The following is a 22,305-nucleotide window of genomic DNA, read 5'->3' on the forward strand; positions in this document are numbered from 1 at the left end:
GCGGTCACGCGTGCGGGTGATGAAGCGGGTTGGCGATGGCTACCCAGGCTGGTGTTTCGCCGTGCCGTCCGAAGCAGCTCAGCAGGTTGGCCTTGGCGGGCAGCGTGGGCATGGCTGCGAGCTGTGCCAGTACCGTTCGGGCGGTGGGGCCGTCGTCATGCAGGGCGCGGGCGGTCTGTTGCCACAACGTTGCCTCGTTGCAATGGCCGGTACGGGCGATGCATGCGATGCAATGGCCGATGTGGTTCACCATCACGTAATAGGCAAAACGGTGCAGCGCTGCGTCGTCGTCGTAGAGCGCCGGGCTGCCGTCGAGGTAGACCGCCCAGGGACACCGGCTCCGGCTGATGCTGACGCCCTCCATGTCACGCACATAGCCGTGCGTGGGCCAGCCTTCGTGGAAGGAAACCATGCTGTTCTGCAGATGCGCTTCGAGGCTGATGCCATAGTCACCGAACAGGCGCGTCAGCGGCAGCAGGGTGACTTCAAGATAGTGCGCCCACCAGCGACTGACGTCTTCCACCGTCGGTGATGCGCCCAGCGCCTGGCGCAAGTGGGTCGCAAGCAGACTCGTGCCATGCGGTGGGTCTTCCAGCACAGTCGCCAGCACCTGGGCCGTATCGCCATGTCGCTCGGGCAGGCCCTGACGATAGATGACCGCAGTGCTGGCACGGAGTCCGGGGTCGTCGACGGCCAGCACTGCGCCGCCAAGTTCGGTCAGTACCGTGAAGCGATCGTTGGCGCGGGCCGATGCCGGTACTCGCGCGATGGCGCGACTTGCATCGAGCGCGCGCAGCACGTGCTCGGGAGGATTGTTGCGGACGAAATTGGTGATCCGCACATCGATCGCGAGCTTCAGGAACAGGCGCTGGCGTGGCAGCCATACGGTACGTACCGAGGACGTTGGCCAGGCGAGTTCGCCCCGTTGTCCGAGCGACAGCAGCGCGCCACGCGCGATCAGTGCGCGGATGGCGGGTTGCTGCAGCAAGTGCCGAGCTTGCCACGGGTGGCAGGGCAGCAGCCGATACTCGCCGTCGCGCAGCAGGGGGGCGGCGAACGCCATGACCTCCGGATCAATCGGCAATGGTCCGTGACCGGCGCTGTGGGACGCGAAGTGCTCGTTGGCTACCGCCAGGTAGTGCAGCGGAAATGCGGTGCCGAACTCTGGCGCGTATCGGCGCAGGTCGTCTTGCGTGAATCCTTCGGATGCCTTCGATGTTCCATGGAAGGCATGGCCGAAGCGCAACCGCTGCTCGGCAGCGATGAAGGTCGACGGCGCGGAAGACGCGGGCGCATCGGCGTGATAGAGCCGGGCCTTCTGCGCACTGTTGCGCATCAACGCGGCAAAACGCGCGGGCCATTCGTCCGTGGCTGCAGCAGGAAAGCTGGTGGCCAATGCATCGACGATGGCGTCGACGAGGGGCTCCGCCTGGACCAGTGGCGTGGGCTGGCCATCCTCGGGGTCGAGCATAGCGGCGTGGGCGACCTGGTGGTATCCGATCGGCGACACGTAGTCGAGCGCGGCCGCGAGCCATCGGTGGTTGCCACCCGCGTGGGGCAGTGCGATCACGGCAGTACGGCGGCCCGACGCCTGCCATACCGACAGCGTTGGGTCGAGCGCTGCGGGAACAGGATGATCGGCCGACAGGTGAGCGCGGCCGCAGGGATCGTGGATGCCGTTTTCGCGGCAGTAGGTGTTGAAAAACTGTTCGATCAGGTGCCGCTCCACCGGATCGACAGATGGGGTTGTCGCGGAGAAAGCACGTTTGGCGTGCAGCACGGAGACTGCAGGTTCGACTGAGAGTATTGACACGGTGTTACCTCGCATCATGGACAGGGGCGAATGAAGGAGAACGGTCTGGCAGGATCAGCAGGGCAGATACGGCAAACATGGCGGCCGTTACCCAGAGCGCGGCGTTCGGGCCACCGAGCGGCAGACTGACCATCACGGCCAGCGGTCCGACGAGTTGGCCGGCCGTCATCGCGCTTCGCGCCACGCCCGTGGCGGTGCCGTGCAGCGCTGCGGGAAGCACCCGATGGCAATGGGCGAGCACGGACAGCGCCAGTGCGGCAAACAGCGCGCCGTGAATCACGCGGAGCAGCGCGATCTGCCAGAGCGCGGTGGCCAGCGGCAGCAGTGCAATGGCCGCCGCGCATCCGGATGCGGCAAGGAGAAAATGCCGCCCGGACGCCACGCGATCATTGCGCGCGCCCCACCAGGGGCTGGCGAACATCGCCGCGAGCCAGCCGAGCGCGTGGAGCGTGCCGGCTTTGCTGGCTAGCAGCGCATCGTGCGGCGCGCGCTGCTGCAGGTAGAGCACGAACACGTTGACGAGCGCGAACGCGCCCGCCTGCGACAGACAGGCGGCGGCCAGCCAGCGGCGCAGCATCAGCACATCGCGGATGGGCCGACGCTTGCCAGTGGAAGGCACCGGCGCGGTGTGCGCAGGCATGTCGCGCAACAGGGTCGACAGCGCTAACGTCAGCAAGGCATTGAGCGCCGCCACCGCAAACAGCATCGGACGTGGTGACCAGACATCCTGCAACACGCCGCCGAGCACCGGGCCCAGCAGTGCGCCGGCTGCCACCGCCGACTCCTGAAGGCCAAACGCCCAGTTGCGCGAGGCGGGCGCGCTAACGTGTCCGATGCATGCGGTCAGCATCACGCCGATGGCGCTGGCGCCTTGCAATACCCGACCGACGATGAATCCGGCGACATGCTGCGAAGTGGCCAGGATCAGCACGCTGACCGTGAAGACGACCAGTGACACGAGCAAGACCGGGCGATGACCGACGCGATCGCACCAGATGCCGGTGAACGGCGCCACCGCGAGCGCCCCGACCGCGGGCGCGGCCAGCGCGACACTGCTCCAGTCGGTGCCATGCGTGCCCGGCATGGCTTGCAGGTAGAGCGGCAGAATCGGCACGAGCGTCATCAGACCCGTGGTGACCACCGCCTGTGTGGTCAGCAGCACTGTCAGCGTTTGGGGGCGATTGGGACGCATGACTATGGCTCCGGCTGGCGTAGCGGATTCGGCAGGCTGCTCATCGCACTGGGCATTCCCGTGCCGATCGCTTCGCGGGCGAGCAATGGCGCGAGCACTTGCTTGAACGGCCACGTGTCGGCTTCCAGCAGCGCATGCCGGGCGATGGCCGCAACGTGAGGTCTGGCGATGACGCCTTCGCGTAGCAGGGCGTCGATCCGTTCACGCACGATGCGCCAGCCGATGTTCTCGTCGGCGCCATACGCGTCGGCAATGGCCACCGCCATTGCGAACAGGTTTACGCCAATGCCTAGCGTCTGCAGGTACGCAAGCAAGGCATCGGGCGCGTCCAGGATCAGCGTGTTAGGCGTGGAGCGATCGATGGCATAGTCGGGTGCCGGCACACCGGCGTCGGCCATCAACGCCGGGCAGATGCGCAACGTGTCGTGATCGCGCAGCACGAGGCCGTGCAGGCCAGGACCGTTTTCCGTCGGGGCGATCACCAGCAGCACGTTCTGGCCATGCAACTCAGGCATGACGCCGTGCGCGAAGCAACGCAGGCTGGCTTCCAGTAACAGGTGGGAGATACGCCGGAACCAGTCCCATGCCTGTTCAGAGTCGTTGGCACCCAGCGCACGCAACGCGGGGAGTTCGCCGTCGCTGGTGACAGCGGCGCAGGCTGCCATCGGCATCAACCAGCTACCTGGCGGCAGCTGCTCTGGCGCGGGATAGCGGCGTAACAGGCAAGCCAGTTCGCCGGGCTCGCGCGTCAGGACGTCATGCTGCCGCAAGGACCACCAGTCCTGCTCGTCGCACAGGAACAGGTGTTGGTCCAGCCACGCATCACGCGCCTGTAGCCGGGCAAGGCATGCCTGCGCGAGCACGCCGTTCTGGAGATACCGGGGTGGCAGTGTCCGCGTTGCGCCCAGGGCTTGCACGTTGAGCGAAAGCTTCACGTGCAAGGGATATGGCTCAGACGAGTCCGGGACGGCCATCGAACGAAGCGACGCGGTGGGCCACGCATCGCCGTGGTTGCCCAGATCAATCCACGACATGCCGGACAGATGACGCCGTTGCCACGGATGCATCGGAAACCAGAGGTGAGAGGCATCGGTCCGGGCCGTCTCCGCCCAGGTATGCAGCCGTTCGAAGGCGTGCGGGCTCAACAAGGCTTTGGCGATGGGTTGGCCGGTTTCCGGCACGCGTACGCTGCCGCGCACCTGATTGCGCGGTAGCGCCACCCATCGCAGCTGCAGCGGTTGGCCCGTTTCGGCGTGATACCCGGGCGTGTCGGGGCGCCCCTTGTTCCCCCAAGCCTTGGCGCGCGCGAGGGGGTGGAAGGGTCGGTCACGGAGGCAAGTCAGTGCTTCCCAATGCATCAGTGCTTCGGGGGCGACGCGCGCTTTCTCCACGATGGTGTCCTCGTGGCCGAATGTGTGGGCGGATTGGGCGCGAGCCAGTTCGAACAGTGCGCGCAAACGCTCGCTGCACTGCGGCCACCAGTCGGCGGCTTGTAGCGCCGCCAATGCAGCCGCGCCATCGACCGTGGTCTCCGCGCCATCGCGCCGCAGTGTCAACGTGGCATCCTTCACGGCCAACGGGCGAATGCCGTGCAAGCGCCGCCCGCTTGCATGAAGCTCTCCCGCCCGACCGAGCGCGATGACGAGCGACGCGCCTTGCCCGGCGTCGTGATCTACGATACGCGCGTGGTTGCGAAATCCATGCAGGTCCTCCAGCCACAGCGCGTCGATCAGGTCCTGCACCAGCAGGCGTTCGTGGAAGCCGCCACTCATAGCAGCGGCAGGCGCGTGCCGGCGTTGCGTTCCAGCGCCAGGTGGTAGAAGTGGCGTGCGCAGACCATGTCGTCGAGCGCCATGCCCATCGGATTGAGCAGGATGATCTCGTCGTCGCGCTCGCGGCCGGGCTTCCTGCCGATCACGATCTCGCCCAGTTCCGCGTGCAATTGCTCGCGGCTGAAGCGGCCTTCGAGCACAAGCTGGTTGATGATTTTCTTTTCGCGGTTGGACTGGTCCCAGTCGTCGACGATCACCTTGTCGACCTTCTCGTAAACATCCTTGTGCACGTCCATGATCGACACGTTGCAGACGAAGGCGCCGGTCTTGAGCCAGGCGTGTTCGAGGTACGGCGTATCGGTGACCGTGCAGGTCACCACCACGTCGGCGGCGCGTACGGCCAGTTCGGCGCTGCCGCACAGTTCCCAGCCCACGGCGGGAAAGCGGCTGCCGAGCATCGACCGCATCGCATGCATGGCGTCGCGCGAGAGATCGAACAGGTGCACGGCGCGGATCTGCGGGAATTGCTCGAGGAGCGTCTGCATCTGCATCTGTGCGATCGGGCCGCAGCCGATGCAGGCGACATCGGTGAAGCCGCTACGCGCCAGATGCCGCGTGGCCACTGCCGTGATGGCGGCGGTGCGCATGCCGCTGATCAGGCCGCCTTCCATGATCGCCACCGGGTAGTTGGTGGTGGCGTCGTTGAGCACGATCACCGCGCTGGCGCGCTCCAGGCCGAATCGCGCGGGGTTGTGCTGGCGGCTGCCGATCCACTTGATGCCGGCGATTGGGTTGTCGCCGCCGATGTAGCAGGGCATCGCGATGATGCGGTCGGCGATATGGTCGGCGCCGGACCAGCGCAGATAGGGCTTGAGTGGCTGCACATGCTCGCCGCGCGCGTGGATGGCGAGCCCTTCGGTAATGGCTTGCACGAAGGCATCGGAGTGGCCCGCGCCCAGCGCGATCAGGTCGTCGCGGCTCAGGTAGCGTAGTTCGGGCTTGGTGTGGGAGGGGTTCGATGCAGAGGGCAAGGTGGTGGCTGTGAGCGTGGGCGAGTTGGTCATGCGGACACTCCGGCGGGGATCAATGAGGCAACGGTAGGAAGAGCGGCGAGGTTCGGCACGGCGCGACGCGCGGCGATGCGTGCGAGCCAGGCGTCGTCATAAACGGTGTCCAGATAGCGTTCGCCGCGATCTGGGAACAGGGTGAGAATGCGCAGCGGTCGATGGCTGACCGGCGTGGCGTGTAGGACCTGCTCGATGGCAGCGACGACCGCGCCGGAAGATCCGCCCGCGAAGATGCCTTCGCGCGCCAGCAGGCGCCGGCACGCCGTGGCGGCGGTGTAGTCGTCGATATGGATCACTTCGTCGATCTCGTCCCGGCACAGCAATTCCGGCACGCGGCTGGCGCCAATGCCCGGCAGCTCGCGCGCTTGCGACGGTTGGCCGAACAGCACGGAACCGACTGCGTCGACGCCTACCACGCGCATCGACGGCCATGCCTTGCGCAGCCGTCGCGCAATACCATGCACGGTGCCGGACGTGCTGACGCCGAGCACCAGCACATCTGCCGGCTGGGCAAGCTGCGCCAATATCTCGGCGGCCTCGCCGTAGTAGTGGCTTTCCCAGTTGAGCGGATTGGCGTACTGGTTGATCCAGATCGCATCGCGCTGTTCGCGCAACATCTGACGCACCCGCTCGATACGCGTTTCCAGGTATCCGCCCTGGCTGTCCTTCGCGGTCACCTGCTCGATGCCCGCGCCGTAGCAACGCAGGATCTTCAGGTTGGTGGGCGAGATCTTGGGATCGACCACCGCCGTGAAGCGCAGCCCCTTGAGGCCGCAGATCATCGCCAGGGCGATGGCGAGGTTGCCCGACGAGCTTTCGATGACATGGGAGTGCGGCCCGATCGCTCCTTCGGTCAGGCCTTTCTCCACGATGTAGCGCGCGGGCCGGTCCTTGACGCTGCCGGCCGGATTGAGCAGTTCCAGTTTGGCGAAGACCTCCGCGTCCGCGCGGCCGAAGAGCCGGCGTAGCTGGACCAATGGCGTGTTGCCGATACTCTCGATGATGCTGTTGCAGACCATGGTGCAAATCTCCTTGCTGATAGGGCGCTGTAGTGCATGGCAATGAGAAGCATTACTAATTCTGACCGTGACAAGGCCCGAAAAAGCCTTGTCACGCCGTTACCAGCGGTGCTGGTAGGTGGCGGTGAGCGTGATGCCGGCCGCCGGGAGATGGCTTGTGTTGTTGCTGTTGCGCAGAAGTTGGCTGTAGAGCGGGTAGTAGTAGCGGTTCAACAGGTTCTGGATGCCAACGGTGACCGTGTCCTTCTTCGTGACCTGATAGCTGCTGATCAGATCGAGCGTGGTGTAGCTGCTCACGTCGCGGCGGCCGAAGCTCGTCACGCCGTTCAGTCGGTAGTCGTACCCAGCGAAGAATGTGGCTTGAAGCCGGTTGTTCCATTGCGGCACGGGACGGTATTGCACGTAGCCGGTCAGCTTGAGCGGCGGGATGCGGTAGCCGGTCATCTGTTGGCTATCACGGCCTTGCGGGGTTTCGCGGCCTTGCATCCAGGTGAAGGTGCCACCCGCGCCCCAGCGTTCGTCGGTGGACAGATAGTCGGCCGATGCTTCCACGCCATAGATCTTTTCCGCGGTGCGCGTCAGGATCAGACCGTTGTTGAAGCTCTGCACGTCGCCGAGGTCCGACGTGGTGTAGAAGATCGCCAGCGAGCCGAGCGTGTTGCCGAACGCGCCACGCCAGCCCAGTTCGTAGTTGTTGGTCTTGACCGGCTGCAGGTCGGACGAGCCGATATCGAAACCCGCGCGCGCATTGCGCACCTGCAGGCCGATATCGGGCAGGTTGAAACCCTGGCTGAACGCGGCATAGAACTCGTGGTCTTTCACCGGCTTGTAGGCCACGCCGATATTGCCGAGCACGGCACTGTAGTCGACCGCGCCGCCGCTGACGGTGGCGGGATTGGTCACGCGCGATTGCGAAAGCGGCACGAAGTCGCTGAAGCTCGCCCGCGCGTACTGGTAGCGCAGGCCGCCCTCGGTCGACCACTGCTCGTTGAACTTGTGCTGCAACTGGGCAAAGCCGCCGATGCTGCGCGTGGTGATCGGCGGCATGTAGGTCAGCGTGCCAATCTTGTTGAAGATCCGGCCGCCGCTGGCGTCATAGGCCTTCAGGTCGAAGATGTCGATCGGCATGTCGCTGGTCTCCTGCTCGAAGTCCATGCCCCAGATCACGCGGGTGCGCTTGTCCGCGCCGAGCGGCGTCTTGACGGTCAGGCGGCTGCCGAAGACCTCGGAATCCTGCATCGCCTGGTCGACGTTGCCGCCGCGCACGGGCACGGCGCGGGCGTCGAACGGCGTGAAGCGGCTGTAGTAGTTCCGGTAGTAGAACTGCGCCGACAACTGGCTGCCGAGCAGGTCGCGGTGTTCGTATTCGAGATTGACGAGCGTGTTGCGGATCTGGTTCTGGTCGGCAAGTTGCAGCCCGTCGAGCGCGCGCGCGGGCACGCTGCCCGGCGGCAGTTTGGCCACGCTCGGATCCGACGCCCAGCGCGTGTCCTGCTTGGCGTCAAAATGGCTGAAGGCTAGCTGGATGCGCTGGTCGGGCGCGAAGCGCAGGCCGAGCTTGCCGCCGACGTTGTAGTTGTTCGAGTCGAACAGGTCGCCCTGGCTTGGCTCCGGCGCAATGCGCTGGCCCTTCGCATCATACGAATTGCCGATATGGCGCGCGCCTAGGTCGAACGCATAGTCGAGCATCCCGCTGCTGCCCGAAAAGTGCTGCTGCACGTTGGCGCTCAAGCCGTCCGCGCGCAGGCGGGAGAGCGGCGTGGACATCGTCACCGTGGTATCGGCCTTGGGCTCGCCGCCGGCTGGCCGGGTGGTGATTGAGACGATGCCGCCCGTGGCGCCGCCGCCGTAGATCGCGCTACTGCCTCGCAGCACCTCCACGCGCTCCACCAGTGCCGGATCGATATTGGCCAGATTGCGCGCGGAGTCTCGATTGGTGTTCAGCGGAATGCCGTCGAGCAGCACCAGCATGCCGCGCCCGCGCAGTGTCTGGCCGAAGTCTGTCACCGTGTGGCTGGAGTCGGCCATGCCGGGGATCACCTTGGACAGCACCGTGGCCAGGCTGTCCGAGCCCGTTTTCAGTTCCTCGAGTTCGGTGCGTTCCAGCACCGTCGATTGCCGCGTCGGGCGGACCAGATCGCTCGATGTCCGTGACGCGGTGACTTCCACCGGGGCCAGCACGGTGGTGGGCTGGGCCGTGGCGTGGAGCGTATCGGATGGCACCGGCGGTGCAGCGGCTGGTGCCGCGGAAACCGGACGCAGCACGAAGCCTTGGTTGCCGCTGCGCTGGTACTGGATGCCGCTGCCTTTGAGCAGCGAGTCCAGCGCTGCCTCTGGACGCATGGTGCCGTTCACGGCGGGCGCCCGTTTGCCCGCCACCAGTTCTGGCGGGAAATACAGTTGCAGCGACGTCTGGCGGCCGAGTTGCAGCAGGGCATCGGCCAGCGGCTGTGCTTCGATGTGGATTGGCACGTCACCGCGCGGCGTTTGGGCAGCGACGGGTGCCACGGCCACGCTCATCAGGACGGCGGCCGCAAGCGCGGCCATGGACCCACGCCGTCCGTAATCTCGGGCGGCGGCGCCGACCCGGTTCCCCGTAGTCGAATATGAATGTGTCACGTCAGGTTTTCTTGGATTACTTCAGAACACGACAGCCGCGGCTTCGCTGGCTATCGGGAAGAAGACGAAATCCGGAAGAAAAACCTGAATGCTTAGTGCGAAAAAATTTCGGTGCTGCCGTCTGGCAGGTTGCGCACGCCCACCGGCAGCATCTGCGGCAACGCGGCCAGCAGGCCCGACGTGTCGTCGGCGCTGAACACGCTGCTGACGCGCAGGCTGCCCGTCGCGGCATCTGCCACGCGCACGGGCTGTTGCCGATAGCGGGAGACTTCGGCCGCCACGGCCGAGAGCGGCGCGTCGTTGAAGACGAGCTTGCCTTCGCGCCAGGCCAGGACGCCGGGCAGGTCGATCGAGGCCGCGCCGGTCACGGTACCGTCGCTGGCGATGCGCGCGCCGAGCCCTGCGGACAGGCGCGTGTCGGGTGTCCGGCCGGCGTTGCCTTTCACGCTGTCTTTTGCGCTGCCTCTCACGCTGCCTCTCACGCTGCCTCTCACGTCTACCGAGCCGGATTCGACCGATACGTCCACGCCCGATGTGTCACGTCGGACGTCGAAACGGGTGCCGGTTACGGTAACGGTGCCCATGCCCGCATCAACCACGAACGGGCGTGCGGCGTCGTGTGACACCTCGAACATCGCCTCACCTTCGCGCAAGGTCACGCGACGGGTGCCGGCGCTGTAATGAATCTCCAGGCGCGAGCGGGTATTGAGTTCGATGCGCGATCCGTCGTCGAGCGTCAGCGTCCTGCGTTCGCCCGGTGCGGTCTGGTATTCAGCGTTGGTGGCAACCGCCGCGTCATGCTGCCAGCCGATCCAGCCAATGCCGATGGCCAGTGCCGCGCACAGCCCGAGCAGGGCGGGGCGCCAGCCGGCCGATACCCGGCGCGATATTGGGGGCGATAGTGGGGGTGTCGGGCAGGCGCTTTCATCCACGGCCAGCTTGCGTAGCCTGTCCGGATCGATGGCTGCCGCGGCTTGCCAGACGCGTTCGAGCGCCGCGTACTCGGCGCGATGCTCGGCGCTGGCCGCCAGCCATGCGGCAAATGCCTGTTGCTCGGCCGGGCTGAGCGCCGGGGCCTGATTGCGCGAGAACCAGCGCGCCGCTGCTTCGCGGACATCGACGGATTGGCTCATCGGATTCTCGACCGGGGCGCAAGACCGCTGCATGGGCTGCTTGGGGGGGAGCAGACGCCGCCAGACGGATATGGGGCAGGCATCGACAAGATTGTTCTAGTGAGGTGAGAGTTGGCCCAGTTGGTCGCGCAGGTGTCGCATCGCGCGAATCATGTATTTCTCGACCATGTTCTTCGAGATATTCAGCCGCTCGGCGATTTCCTGCTGGGAGCACCCGTCCAGCCGTTGCCAGATAAAGACCTGGCGGCACTTCAAGGGCAGTTCGGCCAGCGCGCGCTCCAGCCCCGCGACCACCTGCACGGCATGCAGGTCCGCCTCGGGATTTCCGGAGGGTGCGTGAATCGACTCGATGCTGTCAAGCGGCAGGTGCTCGTGCCCGTCTCGTTTGCGGAAGGTGTCGATCGCGATATTGCGGGCGGTCTGGTGCAGATAGGCGCGTGGCTGCTCGGGCGTTACCCGGGCTTCCAGCACGCGCAGCATGGCTTCTTGCGACAGGTCCTCGGCCTCGTGCCGATTGCTGAGCCTGCGCGTCCAGGTACCGACCAGCTCCTGGTAGTGCACGTACAGACCGAGGGCACGCAGGCGCGTCGAGGCCATGGATGGAGTGTCAGCTAAGAGTAAGCGTTTTGATGCAAATGCGACCTATTATCATTTGTAGGTGATGAAGGCGTCAACCGCGACATGCAATGCGCGGCTGCATGTCGCGGATGCGGCGGTTGTGGCTTGTGCGGCGCTTTCAGGCGCCGGGTTCAGAGGCCGGAGCCTTGGCGGGTTCGGTGGTGGCGCGCGCTTTCGACCAGCGGGCGATCCAGGCATAGAGCAGCGGGATGACCAGCGTGCCGAGGATCGTCGCGCCGAGCATGCCGCCCAGCACGCCCGTGCCCACCGCACGTTGGGCGCCGGCGCCGGGGCCGGTGCTGATCGCCAGCGGCACCACGCCAAGGATGAACGCGAGCGAGGTCATCACCACCGGACGTAGCCGCTGACGTGCCGCCTGGGTGGCGGCCTGCACGCGCTCCAGTCCATTGCGCCGCAGTTGCTCGGCGTACTCGACCACGAGAATCGCGTTCTTGGCCGCGAGCCCCATGATCACGATCACGCCGACCTTGAAGTAGACATCGTTGGGCAGCCCGCGCAGCCATACGGCCGACGCGGCGCCGACCAGGCCGGCCGGCACGATCGCCAGCACCGCCAGCGGCAGCGTCCAGCTTTCGTACAACGCCACCAGGCACAGGAAGATGAACAGCATCGACAGCGCGAACAGCCACGGCGCCTGCGTGCCGCTTTGCTGCTGCTCGAACGCGCGGCCACTCCAGCGCACCTCGTAGTCGGGGCCGAGTTCACGCACCAGCGATTCAAGCCGCGTCATCGCGGTACCGGTACTGGTGCCCGGCGCCACGTCGGCATTGATACGTACCGAGATCAAGCCGTTGTAGCGTTCGAGCGTGGCCTCGCCGTTGCCCCATTCCAGCGTGGCGAACGCGCCGAGCGACACCATCTGGCCCTGCGCGTTGCGCACGTGCAGGCGTGCCAGATCCTCCGGCTGCATTCGGAACGGCGCATCCGCCTGAAGGATCACGCGCCGCACGCGACCGTCGCGGGCCAGTTCGTCGATGTAGCGGGAGCCGAGCGTGGCCGCCAGCGCGTGGTGGATCGCCTCGGTATCGACGCCGAAGCTCTCGGCCTTGCGGTAGTCGATCGCCAGGTCGAGCGCGGGCACGGGCTGGCCCGCCGTGGCGCGGACTTCGGCGAACACGGGGTCGGCCTTGGCGCGTTCGATCAGCTTGTCGCGCGCGGCGTAGAGGCTCGGACGTCCGCCTTCCAGTCGCGTGACGAGCCGCATGTCCAGCCCGCTGGTGCTGCCCAGTTCCGGCAGCGCAGTGCCGTTGTACGGGTAGAGCTGGGCATCGCCGCGTCCGGGCCATTCCTCGAGGCCCTTGGTCAGCCGTGCCAGCACGACGTCCGCCGCGTTCTCGCGGCCGCGCAGCTTCCAGTCGTCGAGCGACAGGAACACGCTGGCGCGTTGCTCGCCAGATCCGCCGCTGTTCCAGCCGAGCAGCGCGAACGACGTCTTGACCGGCAGGCGCTCCTGTTTCATCCACTGTTCCAGTTGCGCGATGGTCTCCCGTGTCTGCGCCTGGGTGCTGCCCGGCGGCAGTTCCACGTCGATCACGAGTTCACCAGTGTCCTCCTCGGGCAGAAAGCCACTCGGCAGTTGCCAGAGCCCAACCGCGCAGACCGCGGCCATGGCCAGATAGACCGCGAGCCACCGCAGGCGGCGTTGCTGAAGCCGCTGCACCCAGCCGGCATAGCGCGTGGTGAACGCGGTGAAGCGATGCTCGAACCACGCTAGCGGCCCGCGTGCGGGCTGGGCGCCGTGGCGTAGCAGCGAAGCACACATCGCAGGCGCCAGCGACAGCGCGAAGAACAGCGAGAACGCGATCGAGATGGCCAGTGTCATGGCGAAGTGGCGATAGATCACCCCCACGGCGCTGCCCAGGAAGGCCATCGGCACGAACACGGCGCAGAGCACCAGCGTCACCGCGAGCAGCGCGCCCGAGACCTCGCGCATCGAACGCGACGCCGCGGTAAAGGCATCGACGCCTTCCTCGCGCATGATCCGCTCGACGTTTTCGACCACAACGATCGCATCGTCCACCAGAATGCCGATAGCCAACACCACGCCGAACAGCGTGATCACGTTCAGCGACAGCCCGAACGCGTAGAGACATGCCACCGTACCGAGCAGCGACACCGGCACGACGATGCACGGGATCAGCGTGGCCCGCAGGTTGCCGAGGAACAGGTACAGGATCAGGAACACCAGCACCGTGGCCTCGGCCAGCGTCATCAGCACGCGCGAAATCGAGCTCTGAACAAAGTGCGCGGTGTCGTACGAGATGTCATACGCCACGCCAGCCGGGAAGGCCTTGGCGGCCTCGTCGAGCGCGTCCCGGACCGTGCGCGAAGTGGCCAGCACGTTGGCGCCGTCCGCGAGCTTCAGGCCCATCGAGGCGGCCTCGCGGCCATTGAGCGTGGAGCTGTAGCGATAGTCGGCTGCGGCCATCTCCACGCGCGCCACGTCGCGCAGCAACACGGCGGAGCCATCGGCGGCCGAGCGCAGCACGATGCGGCCGAACGCTTCGGGGTCAGCCAACGGCGCAGGCGGACGCACGACCGCCTGGTAGGACTGCCCGGGCTTCGATGGCGCGCCGCCAAGCTGGCCCGGCGTGACGCTGCCGTTGCGCGCGCGAATTGCGGCTTCCACATCGGCCGTGGTCAGGCCATAGGCATTGAGCTGGTCGGGATTGAACCAGACGCGCAGCGCGTACTCGGCGCTGTATGCCTCCACCTTGCCGATGCCGGGCAGCCGCCGCAGCATGGGCAGGACCGTGCCGGCGGCATAGTCGGCCAGCGCGGTCTCGGACATCGTGCCTGTCTTCGAGATCAGCGATACGTACATGAACGGGCTGGCGCTGGCCTGATCGACATAGACCCCGCCGCGCCGCACCACTTCGGGCAGCAGCGGCTCGGCCTGGGACACGCGGTTGCGCACGTTCACCTGCGCGAGTTGCGGATCGGTGCCTTGCCGGAAGCCGATGGTGACCGTGGCCGTGCCGGCCTCGCTGCTCGAGTCGATATAGAGCAGCCCCGGTATCCCATGCATCTGCTGTTCAAGCACGGCCGTGACGCGGTCTTCCACCGTGCGCGCGGTGGCGCCCGGGTAGTCGGCGTAGAGAATGACCGTCGGTGGGGCCACCGCCGGGTACTGGGCCACCGGAATGCTGTTCAGGGCAACGAGCCCCGCAACCATGGTCAGAATTGCCAGCACCCACGCGAAGGCGGGTCGGCGAAGGAAGAATTGCGCCATGTATGACGTGCGACTGCTGACGCCGGGTCATTGCTCCGCCTATGCGGCGGCGCACCGAGGTTCGGCGTGGGTTAGGTAGGTATGTAAATCGGCCGCCGGAAGAAATAGGCGGCACGCGGGCCGGCAAGGCCCGGGGGCACGGTCCGCGCGGCCCGGTGGCTCAGCCGGGTGGCGCTGCGCGCGCTTGTCGGTATGACGCTCCGGCAACGATGGATGCGGGGGCGAGTGTGGCGGATTATATACATGGCGCATGGGCGTCGCAATCGAGCCATGACGCGCGATGGGTCATCTGGACGCGCAGGTGTTTTCCGGGTTTGCGGAATTGCACCGGCACGTCCTATCGTTACCTAGAGTGCTGGCGCAGACGCAGGACATGCAGGCTGGCACGGCATGTATGACACGCAGGACACGCAGGACATCCGTATGGCCGCCCCCCCAAAGGAGATGTCATGAGCACGAAGTCCCATATCACGACCTGGATTCTGATTGCGATGATCCTGGGCGCCGCCGTTGGCTATGCGTGCTACATCGCGTTTCCCGACCCGAAGATGGCCAAGGAAGTGGCCGGGTACATCTCGCTCATCACGGATGTGTTCCTGCGGCTGATCAAGATGATCATCGCGCCACTTGTGTTCTCTACGCTGGTGATCGGCATCGCCCATATGGGGGATGCGGGCACTGTGGGGCGGGTGGGCGGCAAGGCGATGGCGTGGTTCATTACCGCGTCGCTGGTGTCGCTGACCCTTGGCCTGATCATGGCGACGGTGCTGGCGCCGGGCCACAACATCGGCCTGCCGTTGCCCGACGTGGGCTCCGCGACCAACCTCAAAACCAACGCCTTCACGCTGAAGGACTTCGTCACCCATCTGGTGCCCAAATCGGTGGGCGAGGCGATGGCGAACAACGAGATCCTGCAGATCGTGGTGTTCTCGATCTTCTTCGGCACCGCGATCTCGATGCTCGGCGAACGTGGCGCGCGCATGGCCGGCGTGATCGACGACCTCGCGCAGATCATGCTCAAGATCACCGGCGCGGTGATGTGGCTGGCACCGATCGCGGTGTTTGCGGCGATTGCGTCCACGGTGACCACGCAGGGGCTCGGCATCCTGGTGACCTTCGCCAAGTTCATGGGCAGCTTCTACCTGTCGCTGTTCGTGCTCTGGGCGCTACTGGCGCTGGCCGGCTACATTTTCCTCGGTAGCCGCGTCTTCACGCTGATCCGGCTCATCCGCGAGCCGTTCCTGATTTCGTTTTCGACGGCGAGCTCCGAAGCGGCCTATCCGAAGCTGCTCGATTCGCTCGACCGTTTCGGTGTCGATCGCAAGATCTCGAGCTTCGTGCTGCCGCTCGGCTATTCGTTCAACCTTGACGGTTCAATGATGTACTGCACGTTCGCTGTGCTGTTCATTGCGCAGGCGTATGACATCCACCTGCCGCTGGGCACGCAGATCACGATGCTGCTGCTGCTGATGCTGACTTCGAAGGGAATGGCCGGCGTGCCGCGCGCCTCGCTGGTGGTGATCGCCGCCACGCTGAACCAGTTCGGCATTCCGGAGGCGGGTTTGCTGCTGATCATGGGCGTGGACCAGTTCCTCGACATGGGCAGGTCGGCGACCAACGCGGTCGGCAATTCGATCGCCGCCGCTGTGGTGGCCAAGTGGGAAGGGCAGCTGTCATCCGGGCCGGTTGCCGAGACCGAGAGCGCGATCGCCGCGGACGATGCGAGCACGGCGGAGGCCTGACATCATGGCGGCGCGTTTGCCGGGAATGCTGGCCGCACTGTGGCTGGGGCTGGTCGCGACGTTTGGCGCGACGCTGGCCGTGGCCCAGGACGCCACCGTGTTGAGCGGCACGCTCAAGAAAGCCAAGGACACCGGCACGCTGGTGATCGGCTATCGCGAGTCGTCGCTGCCGTTTTCGTACCTGAACCAGGCCAGCCGGCCCATCGGCTACTCGATCGACATCTGCACGGAGATTGTGCAGGCCGCTAGCGAAGAGGTGGGCCGCGAACTGGCCGTGAAGTGGGTGCCGGTGACATCGGAGAACCGATTCGAGGCGATTACCTCGGGCAAGATTGATCTCGAATGCGGATCGACCACGCGCAACGCCGAGCGCATGCAGACCGTGGCGTTCTCCCCGGTGATCTTTATCGCTGGCACCAAGCTGATGGTGCCGCGCGCGTCACCGATCAAGTCGTTCCGCGACCTGAAGGGCAAGACCGTGGTGGTCACGGCGGGCACGACCAACGAGCAGGCCGTCGCGCAGTTGTCGAAGCGCTTCGACCTGAACATCAACCTGATCCGCGTGCGCGACCATGCCGACGCATTCGCCGTATTGAGTCGAGGCGGCGCCGATGCCTACGCCGGCGACGATGTGCTGCTGTATGGCTTTCTGGCCCATTACGGCGCCGGCAAGAAGTTCATCATCACGCGCGACTTCATTTCGTATGACCCGTACGGGATCATGCTGCGCAAGAACGATCCGCAGTTCGCGACGCTGGTGGGCAAGGCCGTGCGCGACGTGATCACCTCGGGCGACATGGAGCGGCTCTACAAGCAATGGTTCATGAACAAGTTGCCGACCGGGGAGCGGCTGGGTATTCCGATGAGCGCGGAGCTGGGGGGCATTATCGACGCTACACCGGAGCGACCGGAGTAAATGTGCTGATTTGCGCACGTATGCGGTTTTGATAAGCACAGTTCCAGATTGGTGCGGCGCGATGGCGCAAACTGTACTCTTCCTGGTGGGGTAATTCTGTACGTCACGGGCGTCACATCGAGGGCCTAGTCTCTCGTGCATTGCAGCAAAAGTCGCCCCCCGATGACTACCCCGACGCCCGAAAAGGGCCATGTTGCCCCCTATGCGCACCCGGCCGCCGGCTGGGGCGCGCTCAAGCAGGTCGCCATCAACCTCGTCAAGGAGAAGGTTGCCGGCGGCAAGTACAAGACGCTGTTCAAGCAGAACCAGCCGGACGGCTTCGACTGTCCAGGCTGCGCCTGGCCGGACCGTCAGCACGCGTCGACCTTCGAATTCTGCGAGAACGGCGTCAAGGCCGTGGCGGCCGAGGCCACCAGCAAACGCGTGACCAATGCGTTCTTCGCGCAATACACGGTTACCGAGCTGATGCGGCAGTCCGACTACGAGCTCGAGCAGCATGGTCGCCTGACGCACCCGGTGCGCTATGACGCCGCCACCGACAAGTACGTGCCGGTGGACTGGGACGAGGCATTTCGCCTGATCGCCGATCATCTGCGCCGGCTGGACGACCCCGACCGTGCCACGTTCTATACCTCGGGCCGTGCCAGCAACGAGGCCGCCTTCCTGTTCCAGTTGTTCGTGCGGATGTACGGGACGAACAACTTCCCGGATTGCTCGAACATGTGCCACGAGGCCACCAGCCGTGGCCTGCCGGTGACGGTTGGCGTGGGCAAGGCCACGGTGGTGCTCGACGACTTCCAGCTTGCCGACACGATCATGGTGTTCGGCCAGAATCCCGCCACCAACCATCCGCGCATGCTCAACGAGTTGCGCGATGCGGCGAAGCGCGGCGCCACGATCGTCTCGATCAACCCGCTCAAGGAGCGCGGCCTGCAGCGCTTTACGAGTCCTCAGCACGTCAGCGAGATGCTCACCGGCGGCAGTACGAAGATCGCCACGATGTTCGTTCGCCCGAAGCTGGCCGGTGACTTCGCGCTGCTCAAGGGCCTGGGCAAGCGTGTGATCGAGCTCGACGACGCGGCCATCGCCACGGGCGGCAAGCGTGTGGTGGACGTGGATTTCATCCGCGAGCACACCGCCGATTTCGATGCCTTCGCTGCGGATCTGCGCGCCGAGAGTTGGGCCGATATCGTCGCGGAGTCCGGCGTGACGCGCGCGGACATCGATGCGCTGGCCGACGTCTATGTCCACAGCGAACGCACGATTGCCTGCTGGGGCATGGGACTGACGCAACACAAGGAATCGGTGCGCACGATCCAGTTGCTGTCGAACGTGATGATGCTGCGTGGGAACATCGGCCGGCCCGGTGCGGGCCTGATGCCGGTGCGCGGCCATTCGAACGTGCAGGGCGACCGTACGATGGGCATCGAGGAGCAGCCCGACGACGCTTTCCTGGACTGCCTTGGCGCCGCGTTCGATTTCGAGCCGCCGCGCGCCCACGGGCAGGACGTGGTGGCCGCGATCAACGCGATGCTGGCTGGCAAGGTCAAGGTGTTCGTGGGTCTGGGCGGGAATTTTTCGATCGCCACACCCGATACGCCCCGCACGTGGGAGGCGCTGCGCCAGTGCGATCTCACGGTCAATATCGCCACCAAGCTCAACCGCAGCCATCTGGTGATCGGGAAGGATTCGCTGTTGCTGCCGACGCTGGGCCGCACCGAGATCGACGAGCAGAACGGCGTGCCGCAGGGCGTGACAGTCGAGGACTCGGTGTGCATGGTTCATCTCTCGTACGGCATGAACAAGCCGGCATCGCCGCACCTGCTGTCGGAGACCGCCATCGTGGCGCGCATGGCCGACGCCACGCTCGGCTCGGACAAGGTCGACTGGCGCTGGTACGCGCAGGACTATGCACGCATCCGCGACGCGATCGAAAAGGTGATTCCGGGCTTCGAGCGCTTCAACGAGCGCGTGGCGCATCCGGGTGGCTTTCATCTGACCCCGGCATCGCGCAACCGCGTCTGGAAGACCGCGTCGGGCAAGGCCCAGTTCCTGGTGCATGCCATCGACAAGGACACGCCGATCAAGCGCGCCCGCGCCCGCTACGGCGACGACATGATGGTCATGATGACCACGCGTTCGCACGACCAGTACAACACCACCATCTACGGGCTCGATGATCGCTATCGCGGCGTGTACGGGCTGCGCCGCGTGGTGTTCATCCATCCCGCGGACCGCGCGCGGCTGGGCTTCGCGGAAGGCGAGCACGTCGATATCACGAGCGTCTGGGAAGACGGCGTGACGCGCCACGTGCAGGATTTCCGTCTGGTCGATTACGACATTCCAGAGGGTTGCCTCGGCGCGTACTATCCGGAGACCAATCCACTGGTGCCGCTGGAGAGCATTGGCGACCGATCCGGCACCCCGACTTCGAAATCGATCCCCGTGCTGTTGCGGCGCGCGGGCTGACCGGAGGCAGGAGCATGGTGGAAGACGAGTATGGGCAGGCCGGCTACGTCGAGCGCGAGATCCGGCGCCACACCGGGCGCCACACCGGTGGCCACACCGTTCCCGAGATCGATGACGTGGCGGAAGAAGTGCCGGTCGCGCTGGTCTACAACGGCATCTCGCACGCCGTGATGATGGCCACGCCGCTTGATCTGGAGGCGTTCGCGATTGGCTTCTCGCTGACCGAGGGGATCGTCGACAGCGTTGCCGAGATCCGCGACATCGAGATCGAGCCGGGTTGCGACGGCATCGAGGTGCGTATCGAGATCGGCCAGCGTGCGTTCATGGCGTTGCGCGCGCACCGCCGCACGCTGGCCGGGCGTACTGGCTGCGGCGTGTGCGGAACCGAAAGCCTGGCGCTGCTCGATCTGGAGCCGACGCCGGTTGGCGTGCCCGCGCGACGGATTGAACCGACGCCTGCGATGCTCCGTCGCGCCACCGACGCATTGCAGGCGCGACAGGTGCTGATGGCCGCCACCGGAGGCGTTCACGCGGCTGCATGGTGCGACGCGCAGGGCGACGTCGTTGCCGTGTTCGAGGACGTGGGTCGCCACAATGCGCTGGACAAGCTGATCGGCCATCTGACCCGTACCCGCACGACGTTCGGCGACGGTTTTGTCCTGCTGTCCAGCCGCGCCAGCTATGAACTCGTGCGCAAGACCGCGCGAATGCGCATCCAGATGCTGGCCACGATTTCCGCGCCGACGTCGCTGGCCATCCGCATTGCAGCGCAGGCCGGCCTGCGCCTGCTGAGTTTCTGCCGCAAGGACGGTTTCGTCGAGTACACAGCGCCAGCAGAGAACGAGGGTTTCGTATTACGATCTGAGCCGCTGGCGGTACCGGGCTGACGCCCGGCCGGGCACCGCCAGCCAGATCGGAAATTACTGGCGAAAGGTTGGCGGTGTGACTCTCTACGAAAAACTTGCGACCGATATCGAGGCGCTGGTCCAGCAAGGCGTATTGCTTCCGGGCGAGAAGATCCCCTCGGTGCGGCAGGCGGCGCAGCATCATCGCCTGAGCATCACCACGGTCGTGCGTGCGTATCTGCTGCTGGAATCGCGCGGCATCCTGGAGAGCCGGCCGCAATCGGGCTACTTCGTGCGTGCCCGGCCCGGCGAGCCACCGATCGACCTGCTCCCGACCCGACCCGCGGCACGCCCTTCGGCGGTGGATGTGAGCGCGCTCGTGCTGTCGACGCTGCGCTCGATTCGTGTCGATGACGCGGTGCCGCTCGGCTCGCCATATCCCGACCCCCGGCTCTACCCGTGGCAGCGCATCACGCAGTACGCCAATGCCATCGCCAAGCGCTACGACACGTGGAGCGTGCTCGACGACCTGCCGCCGGGCGCGCCGCCACTGATTCGCCAGATCACGCGCCGTTACCTGGAGAACGGGCTGGCCGTCGATCCGAACGAAGTGATCGTTACGATCGGCGCCACCGAGGCCATCAACCTGTGCCTGCAGGCCGTGGCAAAGCCGGGCGACACCATTGCCGTGGAATCGCCAACGTACTACGCGATGCTGCACGCGATCGAGCGGCTGGGGATGCGTGCCGTGGAAGTGGCGACCGATCCCGTGAAAGGCATCGACGTGCAGGCGCTGGCGAAGCTGCTCGACGAGCGCCCCGTGGCCGCGTGCATGGTGATGCCGAATTTCCAGAATCCGCTTGGCTTCCAGATGCCGGACGAACGCAAGCAGGCGCTGGTGGAATTGCTGACTGCGCGCGATATTCCGGTGATCGAGAACGACGTCTATGGCGAGCTGTTTTACGGTGACGTGCATCCGACCTCGCTCAAGTCCTACGATCGGGCCGGCATCGTGCTGCATTGCTCGTCGTTCTCGAAGACGTTGACCAATGCGTACCGCATCGGCTGGGCGCTGCCGGGACGGTACCGGGAAAGGGTGGAGCGGCTCAAGTTCCTGAACACGCTGACCACCTCGACGATTCCGCAATTGGCCATCGCCGAGTTCCTGCGCAAGGACGGCTATGACTTTCATCTGCGGCGCGTGCGCAAGGCCTATGCGCAGCAGGCCAACATCATGGCGGCGGCGGTGCGTCGCTTCTTTCCGCAGGGCACGCGCGTGTCGCGCCCCGCTGGCGGGTATGTGCTGTGGGTGGAGTTGCCGGAGGAGGTGGACGCGATGGCCCTTTATCACGCGGCGCTGGAGCGACGCATCACGGTGGCGCCCGGCCACATCTTCTCGCCGGTGCCGACCTATGCCAACTGCATCCGACTTAACTACAGCAGCGCATGGACGCCAGACATGGAGGCGGCCGTCGTTACGCTCGGCAAGCTGGTGGCAACATTGCAGGCGCGGGAGGCAATATGAGCGATGACGTGAACGAACAGAATGGCATCGACCCGGTGCTGGAGGCGATCCTCCGCGCGCTTTGGGAACATGCACGGGAAGCCGGCGGCGACCTGTCGCTGGCGCGACTCAGCAAGCGGGCCGAGGCGCAGATGAGCGTGCTGAGGCGGGTGCTGACGCAACTGTCCGACGCGGGACTGGCGGTGATGACGCTGGAAGAGGATGGCCGGGGCGCGGCGCGGCTGACGGAGGAGGGCGAGGCGTTGTGCGGGGCGTTGTTCGAGGGGGATGACGGGGGGATGCCGCACTGACGGGGCATGTGGTTGCCATGCCCCGCCCGAAT

General features: G+C 65.7%; 15 protein-coding genes. 6 read left to right on the forward strand and 9 right to left on the reverse strand.

Features of this window, described 5'->3' with window-relative positions; all coding sequences use genetic code 11:
* Window positions 1-4: 4 nt before the first annotated feature.
* From RMET_RS05600 to RMET_RS05640, 9 genes are all read right to left on the reverse strand, one after another.
* The gene (locus tag RMET_RS05600) at window positions 5-1,831 is read right to left on the reverse strand and encodes an IucA/IucC family protein (RefSeq protein ID WP_011515900.1); all 1,827 of its coding nucleotides are present in this window, start codon (window positions 1,829-1,831) and stop codon (window positions 5-7) included.
* A complete protein-coding gene (locus RMET_RS05605) occupies window positions 1,818-3,005 on the reverse strand; it encodes an MFS transporter (protein ID WP_011515901.1) in 1,188 nt (395 codons plus the stop codon). The genes RMET_RS05600 and RMET_RS05605 overlap by 14 nt, the downstream gene beginning before the upstream one ends.
* A gap of 2 nt (window positions 3,006-3,007) precedes the next feature.
* The gene (locus RMET_RS05610; protein ID WP_011515902.1) at window positions 3,008-4,777 is read right to left on the reverse strand and encodes an IucA/IucC family protein; all 1,770 of its coding nucleotides are present in this window, start codon (window positions 4,775-4,777) and stop codon (window positions 3,008-3,010) included.
* Window positions 4,774-5,841 (reverse strand): 2,3-diaminopropionate biosynthesis protein SbnB, encoded by a 1,068-nt coding sequence (gene sbnB / locus RMET_RS05615; RefSeq protein ID WP_011515903.1) that lies wholly within the window; start codon window positions 5,839-5,841, stop codon window positions 4,774-4,776. Before sbnB ends, RMET_RS05610 begins: the two co-directional genes overlap by 4 nt.
* On the reverse strand, window positions 5,838-6,863 hold the full coding sequence (gene sbnA, locus RMET_RS05620; protein WP_011515904.1) for a 2,3-diaminopropionate biosynthesis protein SbnA: 1,026 nt from the start codon (window positions 6,861-6,863) through the stop codon (window positions 5,838-5,840). The genes sbnB and sbnA overlap by 4 nt, the downstream gene beginning before the upstream one ends.
* Window positions 6,864-6,962: 99 nt before the next feature.
* Window positions 6,963-9,410, reverse strand: a complete 2,448-nt coding sequence (locus RMET_RS05625; RefSeq protein WP_029309983.1) for a TonB-dependent receptor — start codon at window positions 9,408-9,410, stop codon at window positions 6,963-6,965.
* Window positions 9,411-9,574: 164 nt separating this feature from the next.
* Window positions 9,575-10,615, reverse strand: a complete 1,041-nt coding sequence (locus tag RMET_RS05630) for a FecR family protein (RefSeq protein WP_029309984.1) — start codon at window positions 10,613-10,615, stop codon at window positions 9,575-9,577.
* Between the two features lie 96 nt (window positions 10,616-10,711).
* Window positions 10,712-11,212 (reverse strand): sigma-70 family RNA polymerase sigma factor, encoded by a 501-nt coding sequence (locus tag RMET_RS05635; protein ID WP_011515907.1) that lies wholly within the window; start codon window positions 11,210-11,212, stop codon window positions 10,712-10,714.
* Between the two features lie 139 nt (window positions 11,213-11,351).
* Window positions 11,352-14,486 (reverse strand): multidrug efflux RND transporter permease subunit, encoded by a 3,135-nt coding sequence (locus RMET_RS05640; RefSeq protein ID WP_011515908.1) that lies wholly within the window; start codon window positions 14,484-14,486, stop codon window positions 11,352-11,354.
* Window positions 14,487-14,935: 449 nt separating this feature from the next.
* On the opposite strand from RMET_RS05640, the gene RMET_RS05645 reads away from it, so the two are divergent.
* From RMET_RS05645 to RMET_RS05670, 6 genes are all read left to right on the forward strand, one after another.
* A complete protein-coding gene (locus tag RMET_RS05645; protein ID WP_011515909.1) occupies window positions 14,936-16,228 on the forward strand; it encodes a dicarboxylate/amino acid:cation symporter in 1,293 nt (430 codons plus the stop codon).
* A 4-nt stretch (window positions 16,229-16,232) separates the two neighbouring features.
* Complete coding sequence (locus RMET_RS05650) at window positions 16,233-17,144, forward strand: amino acid ABC transporter substrate-binding protein (RefSeq protein ID WP_011515910.1); 912 nt, start codon at window positions 16,233-16,235, stop codon at window positions 17,142-17,144.
* A gap of 162 nt (window positions 17,145-17,306) precedes the next feature.
* The gene (locus RMET_RS05655) at window positions 17,307-19,613 is read left to right on the forward strand and encodes an FdhF/YdeP family oxidoreductase (RefSeq protein WP_029309985.1); all 2,307 of its coding nucleotides are present in this window, start codon (window positions 17,307-17,309) and stop codon (window positions 19,611-19,613) included.
* 14 nt (window positions 19,614-19,627) lie between these two features.
* Window positions 19,628-20,500, forward strand: coding sequence for a formate dehydrogenase accessory sulfurtransferase FdhD (gene fdhD / locus RMET_RS05660; RefSeq protein WP_011515912.1), 873 nt, complete (start codon window positions 19,628-19,630; stop codon window positions 20,498-20,500).
* Between the two features lie 55 nt (window positions 20,501-20,555).
* Window positions 20,556-21,983: an aminotransferase-like domain-containing protein gene (locus tag RMET_RS05665; protein WP_011515913.1), complete on the forward strand. Its 1,428-nt coding sequence runs from the start codon at window positions 20,556-20,558 to the stop codon at window positions 21,981-21,983.
* Window positions 21,980-22,273 carry a helix-turn-helix domain-containing protein gene (locus RMET_RS05670; protein WP_011515914.1) on the forward strand — a complete coding sequence of 98 codons (294 nt, stop codon included), beginning with the start codon at window positions 21,980-21,982 and terminating at the stop codon, window positions 22,271-22,273. Before RMET_RS05665 ends, RMET_RS05670 begins: the two co-directional genes overlap by 4 nt.
* Window positions 22,274-22,305: the final 32 nt, after the last annotated feature.

It is taken from the genome of Cupriavidus metallidurans CH34 (genome assembly GCF_000196015.1).
GTDB classification, from domain to species: Bacteria; Pseudomonadota; Gammaproteobacteria; order Burkholderiales; family Burkholderiaceae; genus Cupriavidus; species Cupriavidus metallidurans.

What these genes read in the sequence shown, in the direction of transcription:
- RMET_RS05630 (WP_029309984.1), bottom strand. Translation starts at nt 10,615, where the DNA reads ATGAGCCAATCCGTCGATGTCCGCGAAGCAGCGGCGCGCTGGTTCTCG.
- fdhD (WP_011515912.1), top strand. Translation starts at nt 19,628, where the DNA reads ATGGTGGAAGACGAGTATGGGCAGGCCGGCTACGTCGAGCGCGAGATC.
- RMET_RS05600 (WP_011515900.1), bottom strand. Translation starts at nt 1,831, where the DNA reads ATGATGCGAGGTAACACCGTGTCAATACTCTCAGTCGAACCTGCAGTC.
- RMET_RS05605 (WP_011515901.1), bottom strand. Translation starts at nt 3,005, where the DNA reads ATGCGTCCCAATCGCCCCCAAACGCTGACAGTGCTGCTGACCACACAG.
- RMET_RS05635 (WP_011515907.1), bottom strand. Translation starts at nt 11,212, where the DNA reads ATGGCCTCGACGCGCCTGCGTGCCCTCGGTCTGTACGTGCACTACCAG.
- RMET_RS05650 (WP_011515910.1), top strand. Translation starts at nt 16,233, where the DNA reads ATGGCGGCGCGTTTGCCGGGAATGCTGGCCGCACTGTGGCTGGGGCTG.
- RMET_RS05655 (WP_029309985.1), top strand. Translation starts at nt 17,307, where the DNA reads ATGACTACCCCGACGCCCGAAAAGGGCCATGTTGCCCCCTATGCGCAC.
- RMET_RS05640 (WP_011515908.1), bottom strand. Translation starts at nt 14,486, where the DNA reads ATGGCGCAATTCTTCCTTCGCCGACCCGCCTTCGCGTGGGTGCTGGCA.
- sbnA (WP_011515904.1), bottom strand. Translation starts at nt 6,863, where the DNA reads ATGGTCTGCAACAGCATCATCGAGAGTATCGGCAACACGCCATTGGTC.
- RMET_RS05645 (WP_011515909.1), top strand. Translation starts at nt 14,936, where the DNA reads ATGAGCACGAAGTCCCATATCACGACCTGGATTCTGATTGCGATGATC.
- RMET_RS05670 (WP_011515914.1), top strand. Translation starts at nt 21,980, where the DNA reads ATGAGCGATGACGTGAACGAACAGAATGGCATCGACCCGGTGCTGGAG.
- RMET_RS05625 (WP_029309983.1), bottom strand. Translation starts at nt 9,410, where the DNA reads ATGGCCGCGCTTGCGGCCGCCGTCCTGATGAGCGTGGCCGTGGCACCC.
- RMET_RS05610 (WP_011515902.1), bottom strand. Translation starts at nt 4,777, where the DNA reads ATGAGTGGCGGCTTCCACGAACGCCTGCTGGTGCAGGACCTGATCGAC.
- sbnB (WP_011515903.1), bottom strand. Translation starts at nt 5,841, where the DNA reads ATGACCAACTCGCCCACGCTCACAGCCACCACCTTGCCCTCTGCATCG.